Origin of the sequence: Pelomonas aquatica, assembly GCF_026712205.1 — a bacterium.
GTDB classification, from domain to species: Bacteria; Pseudomonadota; Gammaproteobacteria; order Burkholderiales; family Burkholderiaceae_C; genus Pelomonas; species Pelomonas aquatica.
This window is the reverse complement of sequence record NZ_JAPPUW010000001.1, coordinates 99178-116614: the sequence shown is the minus strand read 5'-3', so window position 1 is coordinate 116614 and position 17437 is coordinate 99178. Positions and strand designations below refer to the sequence as shown.

Annotated in this window: 17 protein-coding genes; 10 read left to right on the top strand and 7 right to left on the bottom strand. The window is 69.5% G+C overall.

Annotated features, from left to right (window positions below; all coding sequences use genetic code 11):
• Positions 1-52 precede the first annotated feature (52 nt).
• Both NYP07_RS00570 and NYP07_RS00565 read right to left on the bottom strand, forming a co-directional pair.
• Positions 53-1168, bottom strand: a complete 1116-nt coding sequence (locus tag NYP07_RS00570) for a GGDEF domain-containing protein (protein WP_268146259.1) — start codon at positions 1166-1168, stop codon at positions 53-55.
• 84 nt (positions 1169-1252) lie between these two features.
• On the bottom strand, positions 1253-1750 hold the full coding sequence (locus NYP07_RS00565; RefSeq protein WP_268146257.1) for an Lrp/AsnC family transcriptional regulator: 498 nt from the start codon (positions 1748-1750) through the stop codon (positions 1253-1255).
• Between the two features lie 222 nt (positions 1751-1972).
• Between NYP07_RS00565 and NYP07_RS00560 the strand changes: the two genes are divergently transcribed.
• Positions 1973-5515 (top strand): indolepyruvate ferredoxin oxidoreductase family protein, encoded by a 3543-nt coding sequence (locus tag NYP07_RS00560; RefSeq protein WP_268146255.1) that lies wholly within the window; start codon positions 1973-1975, stop codon positions 5513-5515.
• Between the two features lie 51 nt (positions 5516-5566).
• Here the strand turns inward: NYP07_RS00560 and NYP07_RS00555 are convergent, their stop codons facing one another.
• Positions 5567-6070, bottom strand: a complete 504-nt coding sequence (locus NYP07_RS00555; RefSeq protein WP_268146253.1) for a nuclear transport factor 2 family protein — start codon at positions 6068-6070, stop codon at positions 5567-5569.
• A 137-nt stretch (positions 6071-6207) separates the two neighbouring features.
• On the opposite strand from NYP07_RS00555, the gene NYP07_RS00550 reads away from it, so the two are divergent.
• Positions 6208-7113, top strand: a complete 906-nt coding sequence (locus NYP07_RS00550) for a DMT family transporter (protein ID WP_268146251.1) — start codon at positions 6208-6210, stop codon at positions 7111-7113.
• Between the two features lie 4 nt (positions 7114-7117).
• Here the strand turns inward: NYP07_RS00550 and NYP07_RS00545 are convergent, their stop codons facing one another.
• Positions 7118-7933 (bottom strand): PEP-CTERM/exosortase system-associated acyltransferase, encoded by an 816-nt coding sequence (locus NYP07_RS00545; RefSeq protein ID WP_268146249.1) that lies wholly within the window; start codon positions 7931-7933, stop codon positions 7118-7120.
• Positions 7934-8121: 188 nt separating this feature from the next.
• Between NYP07_RS00545 and NYP07_RS00540 the strand changes: the two genes are divergently transcribed.
• From NYP07_RS00540 to NYP07_RS00515, 6 genes are all read left to right on the top strand, one after another.
• Positions 8122-8658 carry a cytochrome b gene (locus NYP07_RS00540; protein ID WP_268146247.1) on the top strand — a complete coding sequence of 179 codons (537 nt, stop codon included), beginning with the start codon at positions 8122-8124 and terminating at the stop codon, positions 8656-8658.
• Positions 8659-8672: 14 nt separating this feature from the next.
• On the top strand, positions 8673-9206 hold the full coding sequence (locus NYP07_RS00535) for a YceI family protein (protein ID WP_268146245.1): 534 nt from the start codon (positions 8673-8675) through the stop codon (positions 9204-9206).
• Positions 9207-9246: 40 nt separating this feature from the next.
• Positions 9247-9813: a YceI family protein gene (locus NYP07_RS00530; protein ID WP_268146242.1), complete on the top strand. Its 567-nt coding sequence runs from the start codon at positions 9247-9249 to the stop codon at positions 9811-9813.
• A gap of 461 nt (positions 9814-10274) precedes the next feature.
• Complete coding sequence (locus NYP07_RS00525) at positions 10275-11696, top strand: sensor histidine kinase (RefSeq protein ID WP_268146240.1); 1422 nt, start codon at positions 10275-10277, stop codon at positions 11694-11696.
• Positions 11693-12094 (top strand): hypothetical protein, encoded by a 402-nt coding sequence (locus NYP07_RS00520; RefSeq protein WP_268146238.1) that lies wholly within the window; start codon positions 11693-11695, stop codon positions 12092-12094. The genes NYP07_RS00525 and NYP07_RS00520 overlap by 4 nt, the downstream gene beginning before the upstream one ends.
• A gap of 16 nt (positions 12095-12110) precedes the next feature.
• The gene (locus NYP07_RS00515; RefSeq protein ID WP_268146236.1) at positions 12111-12926 is read left to right on the top strand and encodes a LytR/AlgR family response regulator transcription factor; all 816 of its coding nucleotides are present in this window, start codon (positions 12111-12113) and stop codon (positions 12924-12926) included.
• Here NYP07_RS00515 and NYP07_RS00510 read toward each other — a convergent pair.
• Complete coding sequence (locus tag NYP07_RS00510; RefSeq protein ID WP_268146234.1) at positions 12913-13818, bottom strand: LysR family transcriptional regulator; 906 nt, start codon at positions 13816-13818, stop codon at positions 12913-12915. The genes NYP07_RS00515 and NYP07_RS00510 overlap by 14 nt on opposite strands.
• Before the next feature lie 86 nt (positions 13819-13904).
• Between NYP07_RS00510 and NYP07_RS00505 the strand changes: the two genes are divergently transcribed.
• Positions 13905-14909: a bile acid:sodium symporter family protein gene (locus NYP07_RS00505; protein ID WP_268146232.1), complete on the top strand. Its 1005-nt coding sequence runs from the start codon at positions 13905-13907 to the stop codon at positions 14907-14909.
• A 158-nt stretch (positions 14910-15067) separates the two neighbouring features.
• Here NYP07_RS00505 and NYP07_RS00500 read toward each other — a convergent pair whose 3' ends face one another.
• Complete coding sequence (locus NYP07_RS00500; RefSeq protein ID WP_268146230.1) at positions 15068-15844, bottom strand: ferredoxin--NADP reductase; 777 nt, start codon at positions 15842-15844, stop codon at positions 15068-15070.
• 68 nt (positions 15845-15912) lie between these two features.
• A complete protein-coding gene (soxR, locus tag NYP07_RS00495) occupies positions 15913-16389 on the bottom strand; it encodes a redox-sensitive transcriptional activator SoxR (RefSeq protein WP_268146227.1) in 477 nt (158 codons plus the stop codon).
• Between the two features lie 33 nt (positions 16390-16422).
• Between soxR and NYP07_RS00490 the strand changes: the two genes are divergently transcribed.
• Positions 16423-17421, top strand: a complete 999-nt coding sequence (locus NYP07_RS00490) for a questin oxidase family protein (RefSeq protein ID WP_268146225.1) — start codon at positions 16423-16425, stop codon at positions 17419-17421.
• The last annotated feature ends 16 nt before the right edge of the window (positions 17422-17437 follow it).

Genomic DNA, 17437 nt, shown 5'->3' with positions numbered 1-17437 from the left:
AGGGTGGGCGGCCCACTCTGCCAGCGCCGCGCCGGCTCTGCCGACGGCGGGGTTAGCCTATGCAGATGCGGTCGCGCCCCTCGGACTTGGCCTGGTAGAGCAGCCGGTCGGCGCGCTCCAGCGTCTCGGCCAGCGGGTCGCCGCGGCGGTGGCCGGTGAGGCCGATGGAGACGGTGACCATGACCGATGCGCCGTCGCCGACGTCGGTGCGCAGCGCGGCGATGTGCTGGCGCAGCCTCTCCATGCCGGCCAGGGCGGGCGGCATGGAGGTGTCGGGCAGCAGCACGAGGAACTCCTCGCCGCCCCAGCGTGCCAGCACGTCGGTCGCACGCAGCGCGGCCTGGCCGGTGCGGGCGAAGGCGCGCAGCACCTCGTCTCCGGCCGCGTGGCCGTGCTCGTCGTTGACGCGCTTGAAGTGGTCGAGGTCGAGGATGGCGACGCAGAAGTCGTGCGAGTGGCGTTGCGAGCGCAGCAGCTCCTGGTCCATCAGGGCCTGCATCTGGCGGCGGTTGGGCAGGCCGGTGAGTTCGTCGCGCGTGGCGATGGCCTGCAGCTGGGCCAGCGCGCGGGCGAGCTCCTCGCGCTGGTCCGAAAGGCGGCGGCGGATGCGGCTCAGGCGCGCCGTCAGCGTGGCGATGGCGGGCAGCATGCAGGCCAGCATCAGGAAGTGGCCGATCTCGACCGCGGGCGGGTAGGCCGCGGGGCGGCGCCCGGCCATATAGGCCATGACCATGCCGAACAGGGTCAGCGCGAACAGGCTCAGCACATAGGCGCCGCGCGCGCGCAACTGGAACATGCCGAACATCAGGATCAGCGTCAGCACCGGGAAGACGGCGCCGCGCAGCGGCCCCGCCTGCGCGTAGCCGGTGGCGGCGGCAGCGATGGCGAAGGCGATCTGCACGACGGTCAGCGAGGGGTCGGCCAGGCGCAGCGACCAGCCGCTGCGGATGGCTGCGTAGACCAAGGCCATGCCGCCGAGCGATACGGCCGTCCAGGCCCACAGCAACGGGCGGCCGCCATCGTTGGCGAGGTCGACGGCGTAGTGCAGCAGCGGAATGCTGAGGCACATCAACGCCATCGCGAGCGAGGTCTGGCGCAGCCGCAGGCGCAGCGTGGGCTCGGTGCCCAGCCACAGATCGCCCAGCCGACGGATGCTCGACATCGCCATGCGGCCGAGCCTAACCGGCGCGCCCGTCCGGTGGCGTCAGGGCTTGCCGGGTGGCGCCGCGCGGCGGTGCTTGTTCACAACTTCTCAGCCCTTCAGATGCCCGAGCGGCAGCGCGCCGCCGGCCTTGACCTCGCCGAGCGAGAAGCTGGTGTGGATGTCCTTCACATTGGGCAGCTTCAGCAGCGTGTTGATCGAGAAGCGCGAGAAGGCGTCGAGGTCGGTGGCCATGACCTGCAGCTCGAAGGTGCCGGTGCCGGAGATGTAGTGGCAGGCGATGACCTCGGGCAGGCGGCGGATCTCGTCCTCCAGCGCCTTGGTGGCCGCACCGGCGCTGCGCTCGGCGTCGACGCGCACGAAGGCCAGCACGCCCAGGCCGATCTTGCGGCGGTCCAGCTCGGCGCGGTAGCCGGTGATGTAGCCCTGCTCCTCCAGCCACTTCACGCGCCGCCAGGTCGGTGCGGCCGACAGCCCGATGCGCTGGGCCAGCTCGGCATTGGACTGGCGGGCGTCGCGCTGCAGCTCGGCCAGCAGGGCGATGTGGTAGCGGTCCAGCGCCTCGGGCGTTGCGTCTTCGGTGCTCATGGTTTGCCCTGATTTGCGAGTTGTCGATATGAATCGGAATTTAACTAGATATTTGAGCAAGAAAATTGCCGGATGCGGCCGAATCCGGCGCGAATGAGAAAGCACCCCGCGCGCCGGTTTTCCTACACTGGCCGGTCCGGCCAAACTGGACCACACTGGCCTCATTCGTCCGCGCCCGCCTCACGAGGGCATGCGCCGGTCGCCATACAGGAGCACCCACCGATGAACGCCCCGCTACCAGAACATGTCTTGCGCGCGCTGAAAGATGTCACGCTGGACGATAAATATGCGCTCGACCACGGCCGCGCCTTCATGAGCGGCGTGCAGGCGCTGGTGCGGCTGCCGATGCTGCAGCGCACGCGCGACGCGCTGGCCGGGCTGAACACGGCCGGCTTCATCAGCGGCTACCGCGGCTCGCCGCTGGGCGGCTACGACCAGGCTCTGTGGGCGGCCAAGAAGCATCTGGCCAAGCAGAACATCGTCTTCCAGCCGGGCGTCAACGAGGAACTCGGCGCGACGGCCGTCTGGGGCACGCAGCAGCTCGACCTCTTCCCCGAGAAGGCCAAGTACGACGGTGTCTTCGGCCTCTGGTACGGCAAGGGTCCGGGCGTGGACCGCTGCATCGACGTGTTCAAGCACGCCAACATGGCCGGCACGTCCAGGCACGGCGGCGTCATCGCGATCGCCGGCGACGACCACATCGCCAAGAGCTCGACGGCGGCCCACCAGAGCGACCACGTCTTCAAGGCGGTCGGCTTCCCGACCTTCTTCCCGAGCAGCGTGCAGGACATCCTCGACATGGGCCTGCACGCCTTCGCGATGAGCCGCTTCTCGGGCCTGTGGGCCGGCATGAAGACGATCCAGGAGATCGTCGAGTCGTCGGCCTCGGTCAGCGTCGACCCCGACCGCGTCGACATCATCCTGCCCGAGGACTTCGTCGTGCCCGAGGGCGGCCTGCACATCCGCTGGCCCGATCCGCCGCTGGAGCAGGAGTCGCGGATGATGAACTTCAAGTGGTACGCGGCCCTGGCCTATATCCGCGCCAACCGCCTGAACTACAACGTCATCGAAGGCAGCAACGACCGCTTCGGCATCATCACCAGCGGCAAGGCCTTCAACGACACCCGCCAGGCGCTGCACGACCTGGGCCTGGACGACGACACCTGCCGGCGCATCGGCATCCGCCTGCACAAGGTCAACGTCGTGTGGCCGCTGGAGGCGCAGGTGGCGCGCGAGTTCGCCAAGGGCCTGCAGGAGATCCTGGTCGTCGAGGAGAAGCGCCAGATCATCGAATACCAGGTCAAGGAAGAGCTCTACAACTGGCGCGCCGACGTGCGCCCCAACGTGCTCGGCAAGTTCGACGCCGGCGACGGCGAGGGCGGCGAGTGGAGCGTGCCCAACCCGAGCGACCACTGGCTGCTGCGTCCGCAGGCCGACCTGACGCCGGCCATCATCGCCCGCGCCATCGCCAGGCGGCTGAAGAAGCTGGGTGTGGACAGCGACATCCGCGCCCGCCTGGATGCGCGCCTGGCCGTCATCGACGCCAAGGAGGCGTCCCTCAAGGCCGAGGAGAAGACCGCCGGCGGCGCCGACCGCACGCCCTGGTTCTGCTCCGGCTGCCCGCACAACACCAGCACTCGCGTGCCCGAGGGTTCGCGCGCCGTCGGCGGCATCGGCTGCCACTACATGGTGACCTGGATGCCCGGCCGCAACACGGCCACCTTCACGCAGATGGGCGGCGAAGGCGTGCCCTGGGTCGGCCAGGCGCCGTTCACGGACGAGAAGCACATCTTCTCCAACCTCGGCGACGGCACCTACTTCCACAGCGGCAGTCTGGCCATCCGCCAGAGCATCGCCGCGGGTGTCAACATCACCTACAAGATCCTCTATAACGACGCGGTTGCGATGACCGGCGGTCAGACGGTCGGCGAGCGCCCCGAGGGCCACACCGTCATCCAGATCATGAACAGCGTGATCTCGGAAGGCGTGAAGAAGCTGGTCATCGTCACCGACGAGCCGGCCAAGTACGAGGGCGTGGCCCTGGCGCCCGGCGTCACCGTGCACCACCGCGACGAGCTGGACAGCATCCAGCGCCAGTTCCGCGAGATCGAAGGCACGACGGTCATCATCTACGACCAGACCTGCGCCACCGAGAAGCGCCGCCGCCGCAAGCGCGGCAAGCTGGTGGACCCGGCCAAGCGCGTCGTCATCAACGAGCTGGTCTGCGAGGGCTGCGGCGACTGCTCCATCCAGTCCAACTGCCTGTCCATCGAGCCGGTGGAGACCGATTTCGGCCGCAAGCGCCAGATCAACCAAAACACCTGCAACAAGGACTACTCCTGCGTGAAGGGCTTCTGCCCGAGCTTCGTCACCGTCGAGGGCGGCGAGCTGAGGAAGCCCAGGAAGGAGGCGCGCAAGAGCCCCTTCGACGCGGCGCTGCCGGGCCTGCCGATGCCGGTCGTCCCGAACGCCGACGAGGCCTGGGGCATCGTCGTCGCCGGCGTGGGCGGCACGGGCGTCATCACCATCGGCCAGCTACTGGGCATGGCGGCCCATCTGGAAGGCAAGGGCGTCATCACTCAGGACGCCGCGGGCTTGGCCCAGAAGGGCGGCGCGACCTGGAGCCACATCCAGATCGCCGACCAGCCCGAGGCCATCTACTGCACCAAGGTCGGCACGGCCGAGGCCGACCTCGTCATCGCCTGCGATGCCATCGTCGCCGCCAACAAGAGCACGCTGGCCGTCATGCGCGAGGGCCGCACCTTCGTGGCGCTGAACACGCATGGCTCGCCGACGGCCACGCTGGTGAACGACGCGAACTGGAGCTTCCCTGGCGCGGCTTGCGAAAAGGCCGTGGGCGATGCGGTGGGCCGCGATCATCTGGGCGCCTTCGACGCCGAGGAAGTGGCCGTCAAGCTGCTGGGCGACTCGCTCTACACCAACCCGCTGATGCTCGGCTATGCGTGGCAGCAGGGCCGCATCCCGCTGAGCTACGACGCGCTGATGCGCGCCATCGAGCTCAACGGCGTGCAGATCGACAACAACAAGGCCGCCTTCGAATGGGGCCGCCGCTGCGCCCACGACCTGAAGGCCGTGCAGGCCCTGTACGCGGCCCAGGCCGTCATCCAGCTCGTCAAGCGCCAGGGCGTCGACGAGATGGTTGCCAAGCGCGTGGACTTCCTGACCGGCTACCAGAACGCCGCCTACGCGGCCGAGTACCAGGCCTTCGTCGACAAGGTGCGTGCGGCCGAAACCAAGCTGGGCAATGGCACGAGGCTGACCGAGGCGGTCGCCCGCTATCTGTTCAAGCTGATGGCCTACAAGGACGAGTACGAGGTCGCCCGCCTGCACACCGACAAGGCCTTCACGGCCAAGATCGCCGGCATGTTCGAGGGCGACTACAAGCTCGTCCACCACCTCGCGCCGCCGCTGCTGGCCAAGCGCAACGACAAGGGCGAGCTCGTCAAGCGGCCCTTCGGCGGCTGGGTGCGCCCGGCCTTCGCGGCCTTGGCCCGGATGAAGGGCCTGCGCGGCACGGCCTTCGACATCTTCGGCCACACCGAGGAGCGCAAGATGGAGCGCCGCTGGATCGCCGACTACCGTGCCGGTGTCGACAAGGCGCTGGCCGGGCTGACGGCCGACAAGCTGGATGCAGCCGTCGAGCTGGCCCGCGTGCCGGAGGACATCCGCGGCTACGGCCATGTGAAGGCCCGCCACGAAAAGGCGGCCAGGGCCAAGTGGGATGCGCTGATCGCCAAGGTCTGATCCTCCGCGCGAGGCAAAAGCCCCGCAGTCCGGACTGCGGGGCTTTGTCTTTCAAGGCCTCCGCGTCAAGTGCTGCAGCACGATGAGCCAGCGGCCACCGATGCGCTCATAGGCGAAGCTGTAGCGCACCGGCCGCGTCCGCGCCTGTCCGTCGGACTGCTCCTCGAATTCGCATTCGCCCGAGCGCACCGCCGTGTCGCCGAACAGCTGCAGGTTGCCGATGATCCAGCGCATGCGCGCCGTCGGCCGCTGCGACATTTCGTCGAAAAACAGCGGCACGCCCTCGCCGTCCAGCGGCACGGCCGTGTATTCGTCGTCGGTGATCAGCGCGCCCGGCGCATAGAGCTGCTGGAGCTGCCGCGGGTCGCGGCGGTTATAGGCCTCCTTCCAGGCCTCCAGCGCCTGCATCAGGTCGCCGACGCAGTTGCTGCCCGGTGCGTCGCAGCTCAGCGGCGGCGAGACCAGCACCCTGGGCGCCGTCGTGCAGCCGCTGCCCAGCAGCATCAGCAGCAGGCCCGCCGCCGTGCCGAGCGCTGCGCGCAAGGTGTCGGTCACTCCCATCTCCAGCTCCCCGGTCTTGTGGCGCGGATTGAACGACAAGCCCCGGCCAGGCACATGCGGAAAAACGCGAAGGCCGCCCGCGCCAAGTGGGAAGCCTGGCGCACCGCGCTCTGAACGATCATGGGCGAGGCATGACGCACCCCGCCTCCCTTCCAGAACGCCCCCGCATGTGGCCCGGCCTGCTGCTCGCGGCGCTGGGCGCCATCGGCTTCTCGGGCAAGGCCATCATCGTCAAGCTGGCCTACCGCCACGGCGGCGTCGATGCGGTCACGCTGCTGATGTGGCGCATGCTGCTGGCGATGCCCTTCTTCCTGGCACTGGCCTGGTGGGCCGGGCGCGGCCGCCCGAAGCTCAGGGCGCGGGACTGGCGCGACATCGTCGTGCTGGGCTTCACCGGCTACTACCTCGCCAGCTTCCTGGACTTCGCCGGCCTGGCCTACATCACGGCCAGCCTGGAGCGCCTCATCCTCTACCTGAACCCCACGCTGGTGCTGCTGATCTCGGTGCTGTTCTTCCACCACCGCATCGAGCGTCGGCAGGTGCTGGCCCTGCTCGTCAGCTATGCCGGCGTCGTGGCCGTGTTTGCGCACGAGTTGCACTTCGAGGGCGCGGGCACGGCCGTCGGCGCGGCGCTGGTGTTCGGCAGCGCGGTCAGCTATGCGGTCTACCTGGCGCTGAGCGGCCGCGTCGTGCAGCGCCTCGGTGCGCTGCGGCTGACGGGCCTGGCCAGCAGCGTGGCCTGCGGGCTGTGCATCGGGCAGTTCGCGCTGCTGCGGCCGCTGTCGGCGGCCCGGGTGCCGGAGCCGGTGCTGTGGCTGTCGCTGCTGAACGCCACGGCCTGCACGGTGGCGCCGGTGCTGCTGGTGATGCTGGCCATCGCGCGCATCGGCGCGCCGCTGTCGGCCCAGGTCGGCATGGTGGGGCCGATGAGCACGGTGCTGATGAGCGTCTTCATCCTCGGCGAGCCGATGAACGCGTGGATCGCGCTGGGCACGCTGCTGGTGCTGGGGGGCGTCTTCCTGATCGGAAGACGTTGAAGTTTCAGCCCTGGTGGGCGTCGAAGCGCGCGTCGATGTCGCGCTCGATCGCGTCGTAGAGCGTGCGGATCAGCGGCCTCAGGCCGGGCGCGAACTGGCTGGTCAGGAACAGCGAGGGCACGCGCGTGCCGCGGTGTTCGATGCTGCCGCCGATGGTCTGGATGTGCACGCCCAGCCGCGCGAAGTGCGCGGCCAGCCGCGGCTCGGTGAGCACCAGCACATGCTCGCGGCCGAGCCGGCGCGCGATCGCGGCCGCACCGAAGTACAGGCTGACCGGGATGTAGGGAAAGCGCGCCTGCTGGCCGCGCGGCTCGAAGTCGTTGTCGCTCATCGACGACGCCGATTGCGACTCGCCCTTGCGCTGGCGGAAGTTGCGCATGACGGCCAGGCGCGACACCTCGGCCACGGTCCGGCGCGGCAGCCTGGCCGGGTCGATGATGCGGCGGTCCAGCACCTCGGCGCAGCTCGCCTCGACCGGCAGCAGCGCCTCCGGGTGGGCTTCGTCGGCCATGATCAGCCGCGTGCAGCCCACAGGCTCGCCGGTGTGGCGGTGGCGCAGCAGGCAGTGCACGGCGCTGGCGTCGAACTCGTCCTTCTCCATGCCGTCTTCGCGCAGGGCCTCCCAGCCGAGGTCGCGGCAATAGACCTCGTGGCGGACGCGGTAGACCTCGTTCCGGGTGGCTTCGTCGAGCGCCGGCAGCAGCTCGAAATACTCATTGAAGCTCTCGCCCAGATTGCGGCTGGATGACATCGCGTCGGACACTTCACCCCCCTTGTCGGCCCCCGCCGGCCGGCGGCCGGGGCTGAGCCATGGTTGCATCTTGAATCGTCTTGAGCGCTAGTGTCACCGGTTTGGATGCCGCCGGGTGCGGAAATGGCCCCCTCGCTTCGCACCGAGCGGCACCGGTGTGCTGGCCGCGCAGTCGCAGGCACATTCAAAATCGATGAACATTGGCAACAAGGCCGGTGAACCGCTCCGGGGGCTGCCGGCCGCACACTGCTGCCACCATGAGCCCCGCCCCCCGCTACACCTCCACCGCCATCGTGCTGCACTGGCTGCTCGCGCTGGCCATCGTCTGCGCGTTCGGCGTGGGCCTGTACATGGCCGACCTGCCGTTCTCGCCGCTGCGGCTCAAGCTCTTCAACTGGCACAAATGGGCCGGCATCGGCATCCTGGCCCTGTCCGCGCTGCGGCTGCTGTGGCGCCTGACGCACCGCCCGCCGGCCGACCTCCCCATGCCCGCCTGGCAGGCGAGCGCCGCGCATGCGATGCACGGCCTGCTCTACCTCGCCTTCTTCGCGGTGCCGCTGCTGGGCTGGGCCTACAGCTCGGCCGCGGGCTTCCCCGTCGTCTGGTTCGGCGTGCTGCCGCTGCCCGACTTCGTGCCCAAGGACAAGGCGCTGGCCGACCTCTTCAAGGAACTGCACGGGCTGGCCGCCTATGGCCTGGCCGCGCTGGTGCTGGCCCATGTCGGCGCCGCGCTGAAGCACCACTTCATCGACCAAGACGGCCTGCTCGCCCGCATGTGGCCCGGCCGCGCCTGAAAGGACATGCCTTCATGAAACGCCTGCTCCCCGCCCTGCTGCTCGCCGCCGGCGCCATCGCCGCCCAGGCCGCCACGCTGCAGCCCGACAAGAGCGACCTGAGCTTCACCTTCAAGCAGATGGGCGTGCCCGTCGACGGCAAGTTCAGGAAGTTCGAGGCCCAGCTCGACTTCGACGCCAGGAAGCCCGAGGCCGGCAGGATCGCCTTCACGGTGGACCTCGGCAGCGTGTCCCTCGGCGACCCGGGCTTCGACAAGGAGCTGGCCGGCTCTCCCTGGTTCGACACCAAGCGCAACGGCAAGGCCAGCTTCGTGTCCAGCGCCATCAAGGCCGCCGGCCCCGGCAGATACGAAGTGGCCGGCAAGCTGACGATCAAGGGCGCCTCGCGCGACGTCGTCGTGCCGATCACGCTGGCGGCCGGCGTCGCCAGCGGCAGCGTGGCCATCAAGCGTCTGGACTTCAAGATCGGCGACGGCGAATGGGCCGACACGTCGATGGTCGCCAACGACGTGACCGTCAAGTTCAAGCTGGCCTTCAGCGGCCTTTGAGAACAACTTCTATCCCACCCACCCCCTGGAGACCCTCCCGATGAAGAAAGCCCTGCTGCTCACCGCCCTGCTCGCCGCCGTCGGCGCCGCTCAGGCCCAGAGCGCCACCTACGCGGTCGACCCGAGCCACACCACCGTGTTCTTCGAGGCCAAGCACTTCGGCACCAGCACCAACCGCGGCCGCTGGGACAAAAAGGAAGGCACGATCACGCTGGACAAGGCCGCCAAGACCGGCAAGGTCGAAGTCACCCTCGACATGAACTCCATCTCCAGCGGCGTCGGCCCCTTCGACGGCCACCTGAAGAGCAAGGACTTCTTCGCCGCCGCCGAGTTCCCGACGGCCAAGTTCGTCGGCGACAAGTTCACGTTCAACGGCGACAAGCTGGCCAGCGTGGCCGGCGAGCTGACGCTGCGCGGCAAGGCCAACCCGGTCACGCTGACCGCGACCAGCTTCAACTGCTACGAGAACCCGATGCTCAAGCGCGAGGTCTGCGGCGGCGACTTCGAGACCACCATCCAGCGCAGCCAGTGGGGCGTCAGCTACGGCGTGCCCGGCATCCCGGACAACGTCCGCATCGTCATCCAGGTCGAAGCCGTCAAGCAGTAAGCGCTGCTGCGTCCCGCCTGCACCAGCCCGCCTTGCGCGGGCTTTTTGCTAAGCCCAAATCCGGCAGTTGACCGCTTCCTGCTCATCGAAAGTCTCGGCAGGTCAAGCCCTTGGCCTTGGCGCGGCATTCACCACTTCGGTGAACAGCGCTGCAAGCCCGCTGGCCTGGCGCTTCGGCCTGCTGGCCGCGTTGCTTCTCCTCGTGGGCAGCAGCCCACTTCGTCGGCGCGCCTTGCCAGCCGGCCGCTTCGCCATGCCCTCGGGCCTGCTCAACTGCCGGATTTAGGCTGCGCGGCAGTCGTCCGTGAACGATTGCCGGGGCTTCCACAAGGGTGTCACGCCGCGCCGCACGGCCTGTCGCGCGGCCCTGCAGTTCGTCCGGCGCACCGGCCGGCGTGTCGCTTCGGCCCCACTGTGCCCGAATCGCCTGCGTACAGTGGCTCCAACGACGAAAAACGGCCATGAGCACCCCCTTCACCCCCAGCCCCCAGCAGAAGCTCTGGATCGAGCGCTGGCAGCGCTTCTCCGCCGCCGCGGTGCGCTATTTCCATGTCTACGCCGGCTGGCTGGTCGGCATCAGCTGGAAGCGCTTCGTGCTGCTGGCGCTGGCCCTGCTGATCGGCGTCAACGTGCTGAAGAACCTGCCGCCCTTCACCTGGCATATCAGCGAGACCGTCGAGGAGCATGACCACGGCGCCAGCCGCCGCCAGGCCAAGCTCGAAGCCGAGGCCAGGAAGGCCGCCGACCAGGCGCGCAAGGCCGTCGAGAAGAGCGAGAAGAAGAAGGAGGCCGACAAGGGCGTCCACTACGAGATCAAGGTCGACGAGCGCGGCGTGCGCATCCAGCCGGTGCGCCCGGCCGCCAGCGACGCCGCCGGCCAGGACGAGGCCGACGACAACGCCACCGTCGCGATCGACTTCCCCAAGAGCGCCAAGCCCGAAGACATCCGCGCCGCGCTGGAGGCCGCCAAGGACAAGCTCGACCAGCTCAAGCAGGAGGCCGAGGCCGTCAAGGAGGCGCAGGACGCCGCCACCGTGGCCCAGCAGGCGCTGCACGACGCCGCGGAGGAGATGGCCACGTCCTCGACCCGCCGCCGCGTGACCGTCGTGCAGCTGGGCGACTCCCTGGTCGACTTCGCCATCCTGTGGATCCTGGCCTCGGCCGTCATCAAGGCCATGTACAAGGGCCGCATCCAGGCCGAGGTCAAGGCCGCGCAGGCCGCCGAGACGGCCGAGGCCGAGAGCCTGAAGCGCCAGGTCGTCGAGGCCCGCATGGCCGCGATGCAGGCCCAGGTCGAGCCGCACTTCCTGTTCAACACGCTGGCCAGCATCGACCACCTGATCGAGACCGACCCGCCGCGCGCCAGCCAGATGCAGCGCAACCTGATCGCGCTGCTGCGCGCCTCCATGCCGACGATGCGCGAGGCCAATGCCAACGGCGGCCTGCGCGACCTGGGCCGCGAGCTGGCCGTCATCCGCCCCTACCTCGAGATCCTGAAGGTGCGCATGGAAGAGCGGCTGCAGACCGAGATCGACGTGCCCGAGGGCCTGATGTCGGCCGAGTTCCCGCCCATGATGATCCAGGGCCTGGTCGAGAACGCGATCAAGCACGGCCTGGAGCCCAAGGCCGAGGGCGGCAGGCTGAGCGTCAAGGCCGAGATCGTGCACGGCAAGCTGGCCGTCACGGTCGCCGACACGGGCCTGGGCTTTGGCCGCGCCGCCACCTCCGGCACCGGCGTGGGCCTGGCCAATATCCGCGAACGCCTGCAGCTGCTGCATGGCAGCCGCGCCAGCGTCACCGTCACCGAGAACCAACCCTCGGGCACCGTGGTCACGATCACCGTGCCCTACCGCAGCCGCAACGACGAAGGAGCCGCAGCATGAAGACCCTGTTCAAGATCCTGTTCATCGCTACCGCCTTGATGGTGCTGGCCGCGATGTTCGGCGGCTTCGCGCTGCTGCACCACCACGGCCCGGACCTGCACATCGTGATGAACGACGAGGAACTGTCGCTGGGCAGCGGCGACTTCGGCGACTGGCTGGGCGCCGGCATCGGCCTCTTCGTCGCCGGCGTCGTCTGCTGCATCGTCGTGCCGCTGGCCCTGCTGCTCGGGCTGGCGCTGCCGCTGCTGATGCTGGCCGGCGTGTTCGGGCTGGGCCTGGCCGCGCTGCTCGGCGTCGGCGCCGTGCTGGGCTCGCCGCTGATACTGCTCGGCCTGCTGCTCTTCGTCGTGCTGCGCAACCGCCACCGCGCGGTGAACGCCAAACCGGGCGCCGTCTGAACTAGCATCGCCGGCCATGACAAACCCACCGATCCGGGCCGTCCTGGCCGACGACGAACGACTGATGCGCGAGCAGCTGCGCAGCCGCCTCACCGAGGTCTGGCCGGAGCTCGAGATCGTGGCCGAGGCCAAGAACGGCCTCGAGGCCGTCGAGCTGACGAAGGCCCACAAGCCCAACCTCGTCTTCCTCGACATCCGCATGCCCGGCCTGACCGGCGTGGACGCCGCCCGCCAGATCGCGCAGCTGCCCGAGGACGACGACTGGCTGGTGCCCGAGATCGTCTTCATCACGGCCTACGACCAGTACGCCGTCGAGGCCTTCGAGCAGGGCGTGGCCGACTATGTGCTGAAGCCCGCCGAACGCGAGCGCCTGCAGCTCACCGTGGCCCGCATCAAGAAGCGCCTGGCCCAGCGCGAGGGCGCGGAGAGCGCCGACACCGGGCCCGTGCCGCTGCAGCAGCTGCTGCACAAGCTGTCATCGCAGATGAACCCTTCGGCCAAGCCGCAATACCTGCAGTGGATCCAGGCCACGGTCGGCCAGGCCATCCAGATGATCCCGGTCGAGGACGTGCTCTTCTTCATCAGCGACGAGAAGTACACCCGCGTGCAGACCGCCCGGCTCGAAGCGCTGATCCGCAAGCCCATCAAGGAGCTGGTGGACGAGCTGGACCCGCAGCTGTTCTGGCAGATCCACCGCTCGACCCTGGTCAACGCGCGCGCCATCGACGGCATCACGCGCGACTTCCGCGGCCGCCAGCTCGTCGGCGTGAAGGGCCTGGGCGAGAAGCTGGAAGTCAGCCGCAGCTACACCCACCTCTTCAAAGGGATGTAGCCGCCAGACTGGCAATCAAGTCCCACAGTCGCTGCGCGGCCGGGGACAGCGAACGCTGGCGACGCCGGGCCAGCACGACCTGGCGGCCCAGCGCCGCCTCCAGCGGCACGGCGCGCAGCGCGCGGGCGTCCGGCAGTGGCAGCGACAGCGCCGGCAGCACCGACACCCCCAGCCCGGCCTGCACCATGCGGAAGGCGGTGGCCGGATGGCCCACGTCGATGGCCACCTGCGCCACAACGCCGGTGCGCGCAAACGCGCGGTCGATCAGCGGGCGGCTGCCCGAACTGTGGTCCAGCAGCACCAGCGGCCAGCCGGCCAGGTCCGCGAGCTTCAGCAGCTTGCGGCCGGCCAGCGCATGCCCGGCCGGGCAGACGAGCACAAAGCGCTCGTCGAACAGGGCCTGTTGCTCGATCAGCGGGTCTTCGTCCTCCATGCCGACGAGCACGGCGAAGTCCACCGCGCCCTCGTGCACGCCCTCGATGGCGAGCTGCTGGGCCTGGTCGCTCAGGCGGACCTGGATGTCCGGGTAGCGCAGCCGCGCGGCGGCCAGCACCTGGGGCATCAGCCCGCCCGAGATCGTCGGCGCGCTGGCGACGTGCACGATGCCGCGCGCCGCCGCGCCGGAGCCGCGGGCCTCGTCCAGCACGCCGTCCAGCTCGCCCAGCAGGCGGCGCAACGGGCCGACGAGGGCCTGGCCGGCGGCGGTCAGCAGCACCTCGCGCGTCGTGCGGTCCAGCAGCTTCAGGCCCAGCGCCGCCTCCAGGCCGCGGATGGCCTGGCTGACGGCGGGCTGCGACAGCCCGATGTCGCCGCCCGCACGGCCGAAGCCGCCGTGCTCGGCCACGGCGAGCAGCACGCGCAACTGGCGCAGCGTGACGTGGGGGGAGGGCATGACTCGGTCGATCTATTGAGTTCTTGGATTAAATCATCCGATTAATCCATTTCTCAAGCGGCGCCCGCTCCGGTTCAATGCCGGCCATGAAACGTCCTGCCTGGCTGCCCGACAACCTCGTCCTGATGCTGCTCGCCACCGTCGCGCTGGCCACGCTGCTGCCGGTGCAGGGCCGCGGCGTCGCCGTGCTGGACGGGCTGGCCCAGGCCGCCGTGGCGCTGCTGTTCTTCCTGCACGGCAGCAAGCTGTCGCGCCGCGCCGTCTGGCAGGGCCTGCTGCATTGGCGGCTGCATGCGCTGGTGTTCGCGGCCACCTTCCTGCTGTTCCCGGTGCTGGGCCTGCTGCTGCGGCCCTGGCTGGAACCCTGGGTCGGCCCGACGCTCTACCTGGGCGTGCTCTTCATCTGCGCGCTGCCGTCCACGGTGCAGTCGTCCATCGCCTTCACGTCGCTGGCGCGCGGCAACGTGGCCGCGGCCATGTGCAGCGCGTCCACGTCCAACATCCTCGGCATGGCGTTGACGCCGCTGCTGATGGCGGCGATGGCGAACTGGGTCGGCGCGTCGGCCGGCGCGGGCGCCGTGCAGCTGTCCTGGCACAGCTTCGAGGGCATTGTCGGCACGCTGCTGCTGCCCTTCATCGCCGGCCAGGCCCTGCAGCGCTGGACCGCCCCCTGGGTCGCGGCGCACAAGGCCTGGGTGCGCGCGAGCGACCAGGGCACCATCCTGCTGGTGGTCTATGGCGCCTTCAGCGCGGCCACCGTGGAGGGCCTCTACCGCCATCTGCCGCCGGCCACGCTGGCGGCGCTGCTGGCGATCTGCGCGTTGCTGCTCGCCATCGTCATGCCGCTGCTGACGGTGCTGAGCCGGGCCCTGGGCTTCTCGCGCGAGGACGAGATCGCCATCGTCTTCTGCGGCTCCAAGAAGACCCTGGCCAGCGGCGTGCCCATGGCCCAGATCCTGTTCGCCGGCCAGGCCGTGGGCCTGCTGGTGCTGCCGCTGATGGTCTTCCACCAGCTGCAGCTGATGGTCTGCGCGTCGGTCGCGCGGCGCTATGCGCGCGGGCCACAGGGCGGGGTTCTGCCGGCGGGCTGAACGAAACCAGGCCGCGCCTTCCGGGCCGAGCGCCGGGCCGCCCCAAGCCGGCCCGCCGGGCGATGTGCTCGCGGCTCAATGCCGCGAGCATCGCCGTCCCCTTGGGGGGCCGACTGGGCTTGCCCGCGTTCAGCGCGGCAAGACCGGGCGAGGGGCGCTTATTTTTCGACGAAGGCGCGCTCGATGACGTAGTCGCCCGGCGTCGTCGTGCTGCCTTCCTTGAAGCCGCGGATCTCCAGCATCTCCTGCATGTCCTTCAGCAGCGCGGGGCTGCCGCACAGCATGATGCGGTCGTTCTCGGGGTCCAGCGGCGGCAGGCCCAGGTCGGCCTGCAGCTTGCCGGTCTGGATCAGGTCGGTGATGCGGCCCATGTTCTTGTAGGGCTCGCGCGTGACGGTGGGGTAGTACAGCAGTTGCTCGCTGGCGAACTCGCCGAGGAACTCGTGCTGGTGCAGGTCGACGGTGAGGTGGTCGTGGTAGGCCAGCTCGGCCACCTCGCGCACGCCGTGCACGATGACGACCTTCTCGAAGCGCTCGTAGGTCTCGGGGTCGCGCACGACGCTGATGAAGGGCGCCAGGCCAGTGCCGCTGCCCAGCAGATAGAGGTTCTTGCCCGGCAGCAGGTAGTCGATCAGCAGCGTGCCCGTGGGCTTGCGGCCGACGATGATCTTGTCGCCCGGCTTGATGTGCTGCAGCTTGGAGGTCAGCGGGCCGTCCGGCACCTTGATGCTGAGGAACTCCAGGTTCTCCTCGTAGTTGGCGCTGACGATGCTGTAGGCGCGCAGCAGTGGTTTGCCGTTGTCGCCCTTGAGGCCGATCATCGTGAAGTGGCCGTTGGAGAAGCGCAGCGCCTGGTCGCGCGTCGTCGTGAAGCTGAACAGGCGGTCGGTCCAGTGGTGGACGGTCAGGACGGTTTCTTCGTGAAAGGCACTCATGGCGATCAAAGTGGCGGGTTAACCCGGGGGATTTTCGCCGGGAAGTGGATGGCCGCCGTTGTGATGGGTCAAGACGGCGTTTCGATGCGCAGAAGCCTGGCGCCGGCGCCCTGCCCGGCGACCCGGTCCTGCGGGTTGTAGAGGGAGCAGGCCTTCAGCGACAGGCAGCCGCAGCCGATGCAGCCCGTCAGCCGCTCGCGCAGCTGCTGCAGGGCCGCGATGCGCGCATCCAGCAGTGGCGCCCAGCTGGCCGACAGCCGCGCCCAGTCCGCCTTGGTGGGCGTGCGGCCGTCGGGCAGTGTCGCCAGGGCCGCCCGGATCTGCGGCAGCGTCAGCCCCACCGCCTGCGCCGCGCGGATGAAGGCGACGCGGCGCAGCGCATGGCGCGGGTACTGGCGATGCCCGCCGGCGCTGCGGCTGCCGGCGATCAGGCCCTCGGCCTCGTAGAAGCGCAGCGCGCTCGTCGCGACGCCGGCGCGCCGCGCCAGCTGGCCGATGGTCAGTGGGGCGGCGCTTGACTTCAAGTCCACTTGAACTTCGAGCATGGCACCATGTTCCCACAGCCGAGACGCATTGCCATGCCGATGAAGACCGCCACGCCCGCTCCCGCCACGCTCGCCCAACTGCACCACCTGCTCGACGCCGGCGCGGCGCTGTCGCCCACCTACCGGGGCCGCCTGAGCAACCACTTGCCCATGGCCCAGCAGGCGTTGCTGGAGCTGGGGGCTTCTGTCGAGCGGTTGCAGGCCTGGAGCGAGGCCTATGAGACCCAGCTGGAACCACGCGTCTCGGCGCGTCCGGCCAGCGTCGGCTTCGAGCGTGACCTGGGCCGGCCGGACAGCGAGGTCGCGTGGCACGCTCATTTCGCTGCTCGCATCGAGGCGGTCGGCTCGGCGGTCACGCTACGGGAAGCACTGCCGGTGTTGCTTGACGGTGCCGGGGCCATCGCCTTCCATGGCCTGATCCGCACCGGCCATGCCGTGCTGGCCGGCCACGAAGGCGAGCTGGCCGCCGGCCTGGCGCACTGGGCCGCGCACCACCTGCCGCTGCCGACGACGCACGACGGCCCGCCGCTGGCATTGGCCGACTGGCTCCAGGCCCTGCGGCAGCTGCCGCGCCCGGACTATCCCGCCGGCAGCTTCATCGCCGACCGCATGCGAGCCTGGGGCACCTCGCCTGACTTCGCCGCTGTGGCCGGTCGCCTGCTCCACAGGCCCGACACCCTGCGCGACCTTGCGCTGCTGGCCGCGCGCACCTATGCCGCGACCGGCAACTTCACCGTGCTGCATTTGCTGACGGCCTGCCACGCGATGAGCGTGCTGGAGCCCTGGTGGCCGACGCACGATCTGGCGCGTGGCTTCAGCGTCGCCGCCGCGGCCGGCCTGCTTGCCAGCGGCGCCGCGCCAGCGTTGACGCTGGATCATTCGCCCAGCTGCCCCTGGCCCGCGCTGATCGCGGCTGCCTGCGAGCACGACGACGTCCACGTCATCAAGCTCACCCATGCCGCCTGGCGCCTGGACCGGCGCTGGCCCGACCCTGCCTGGCGGCGCGCAGTAGAACGTGCAATTCCATTATGATGGATGGAATATCCAG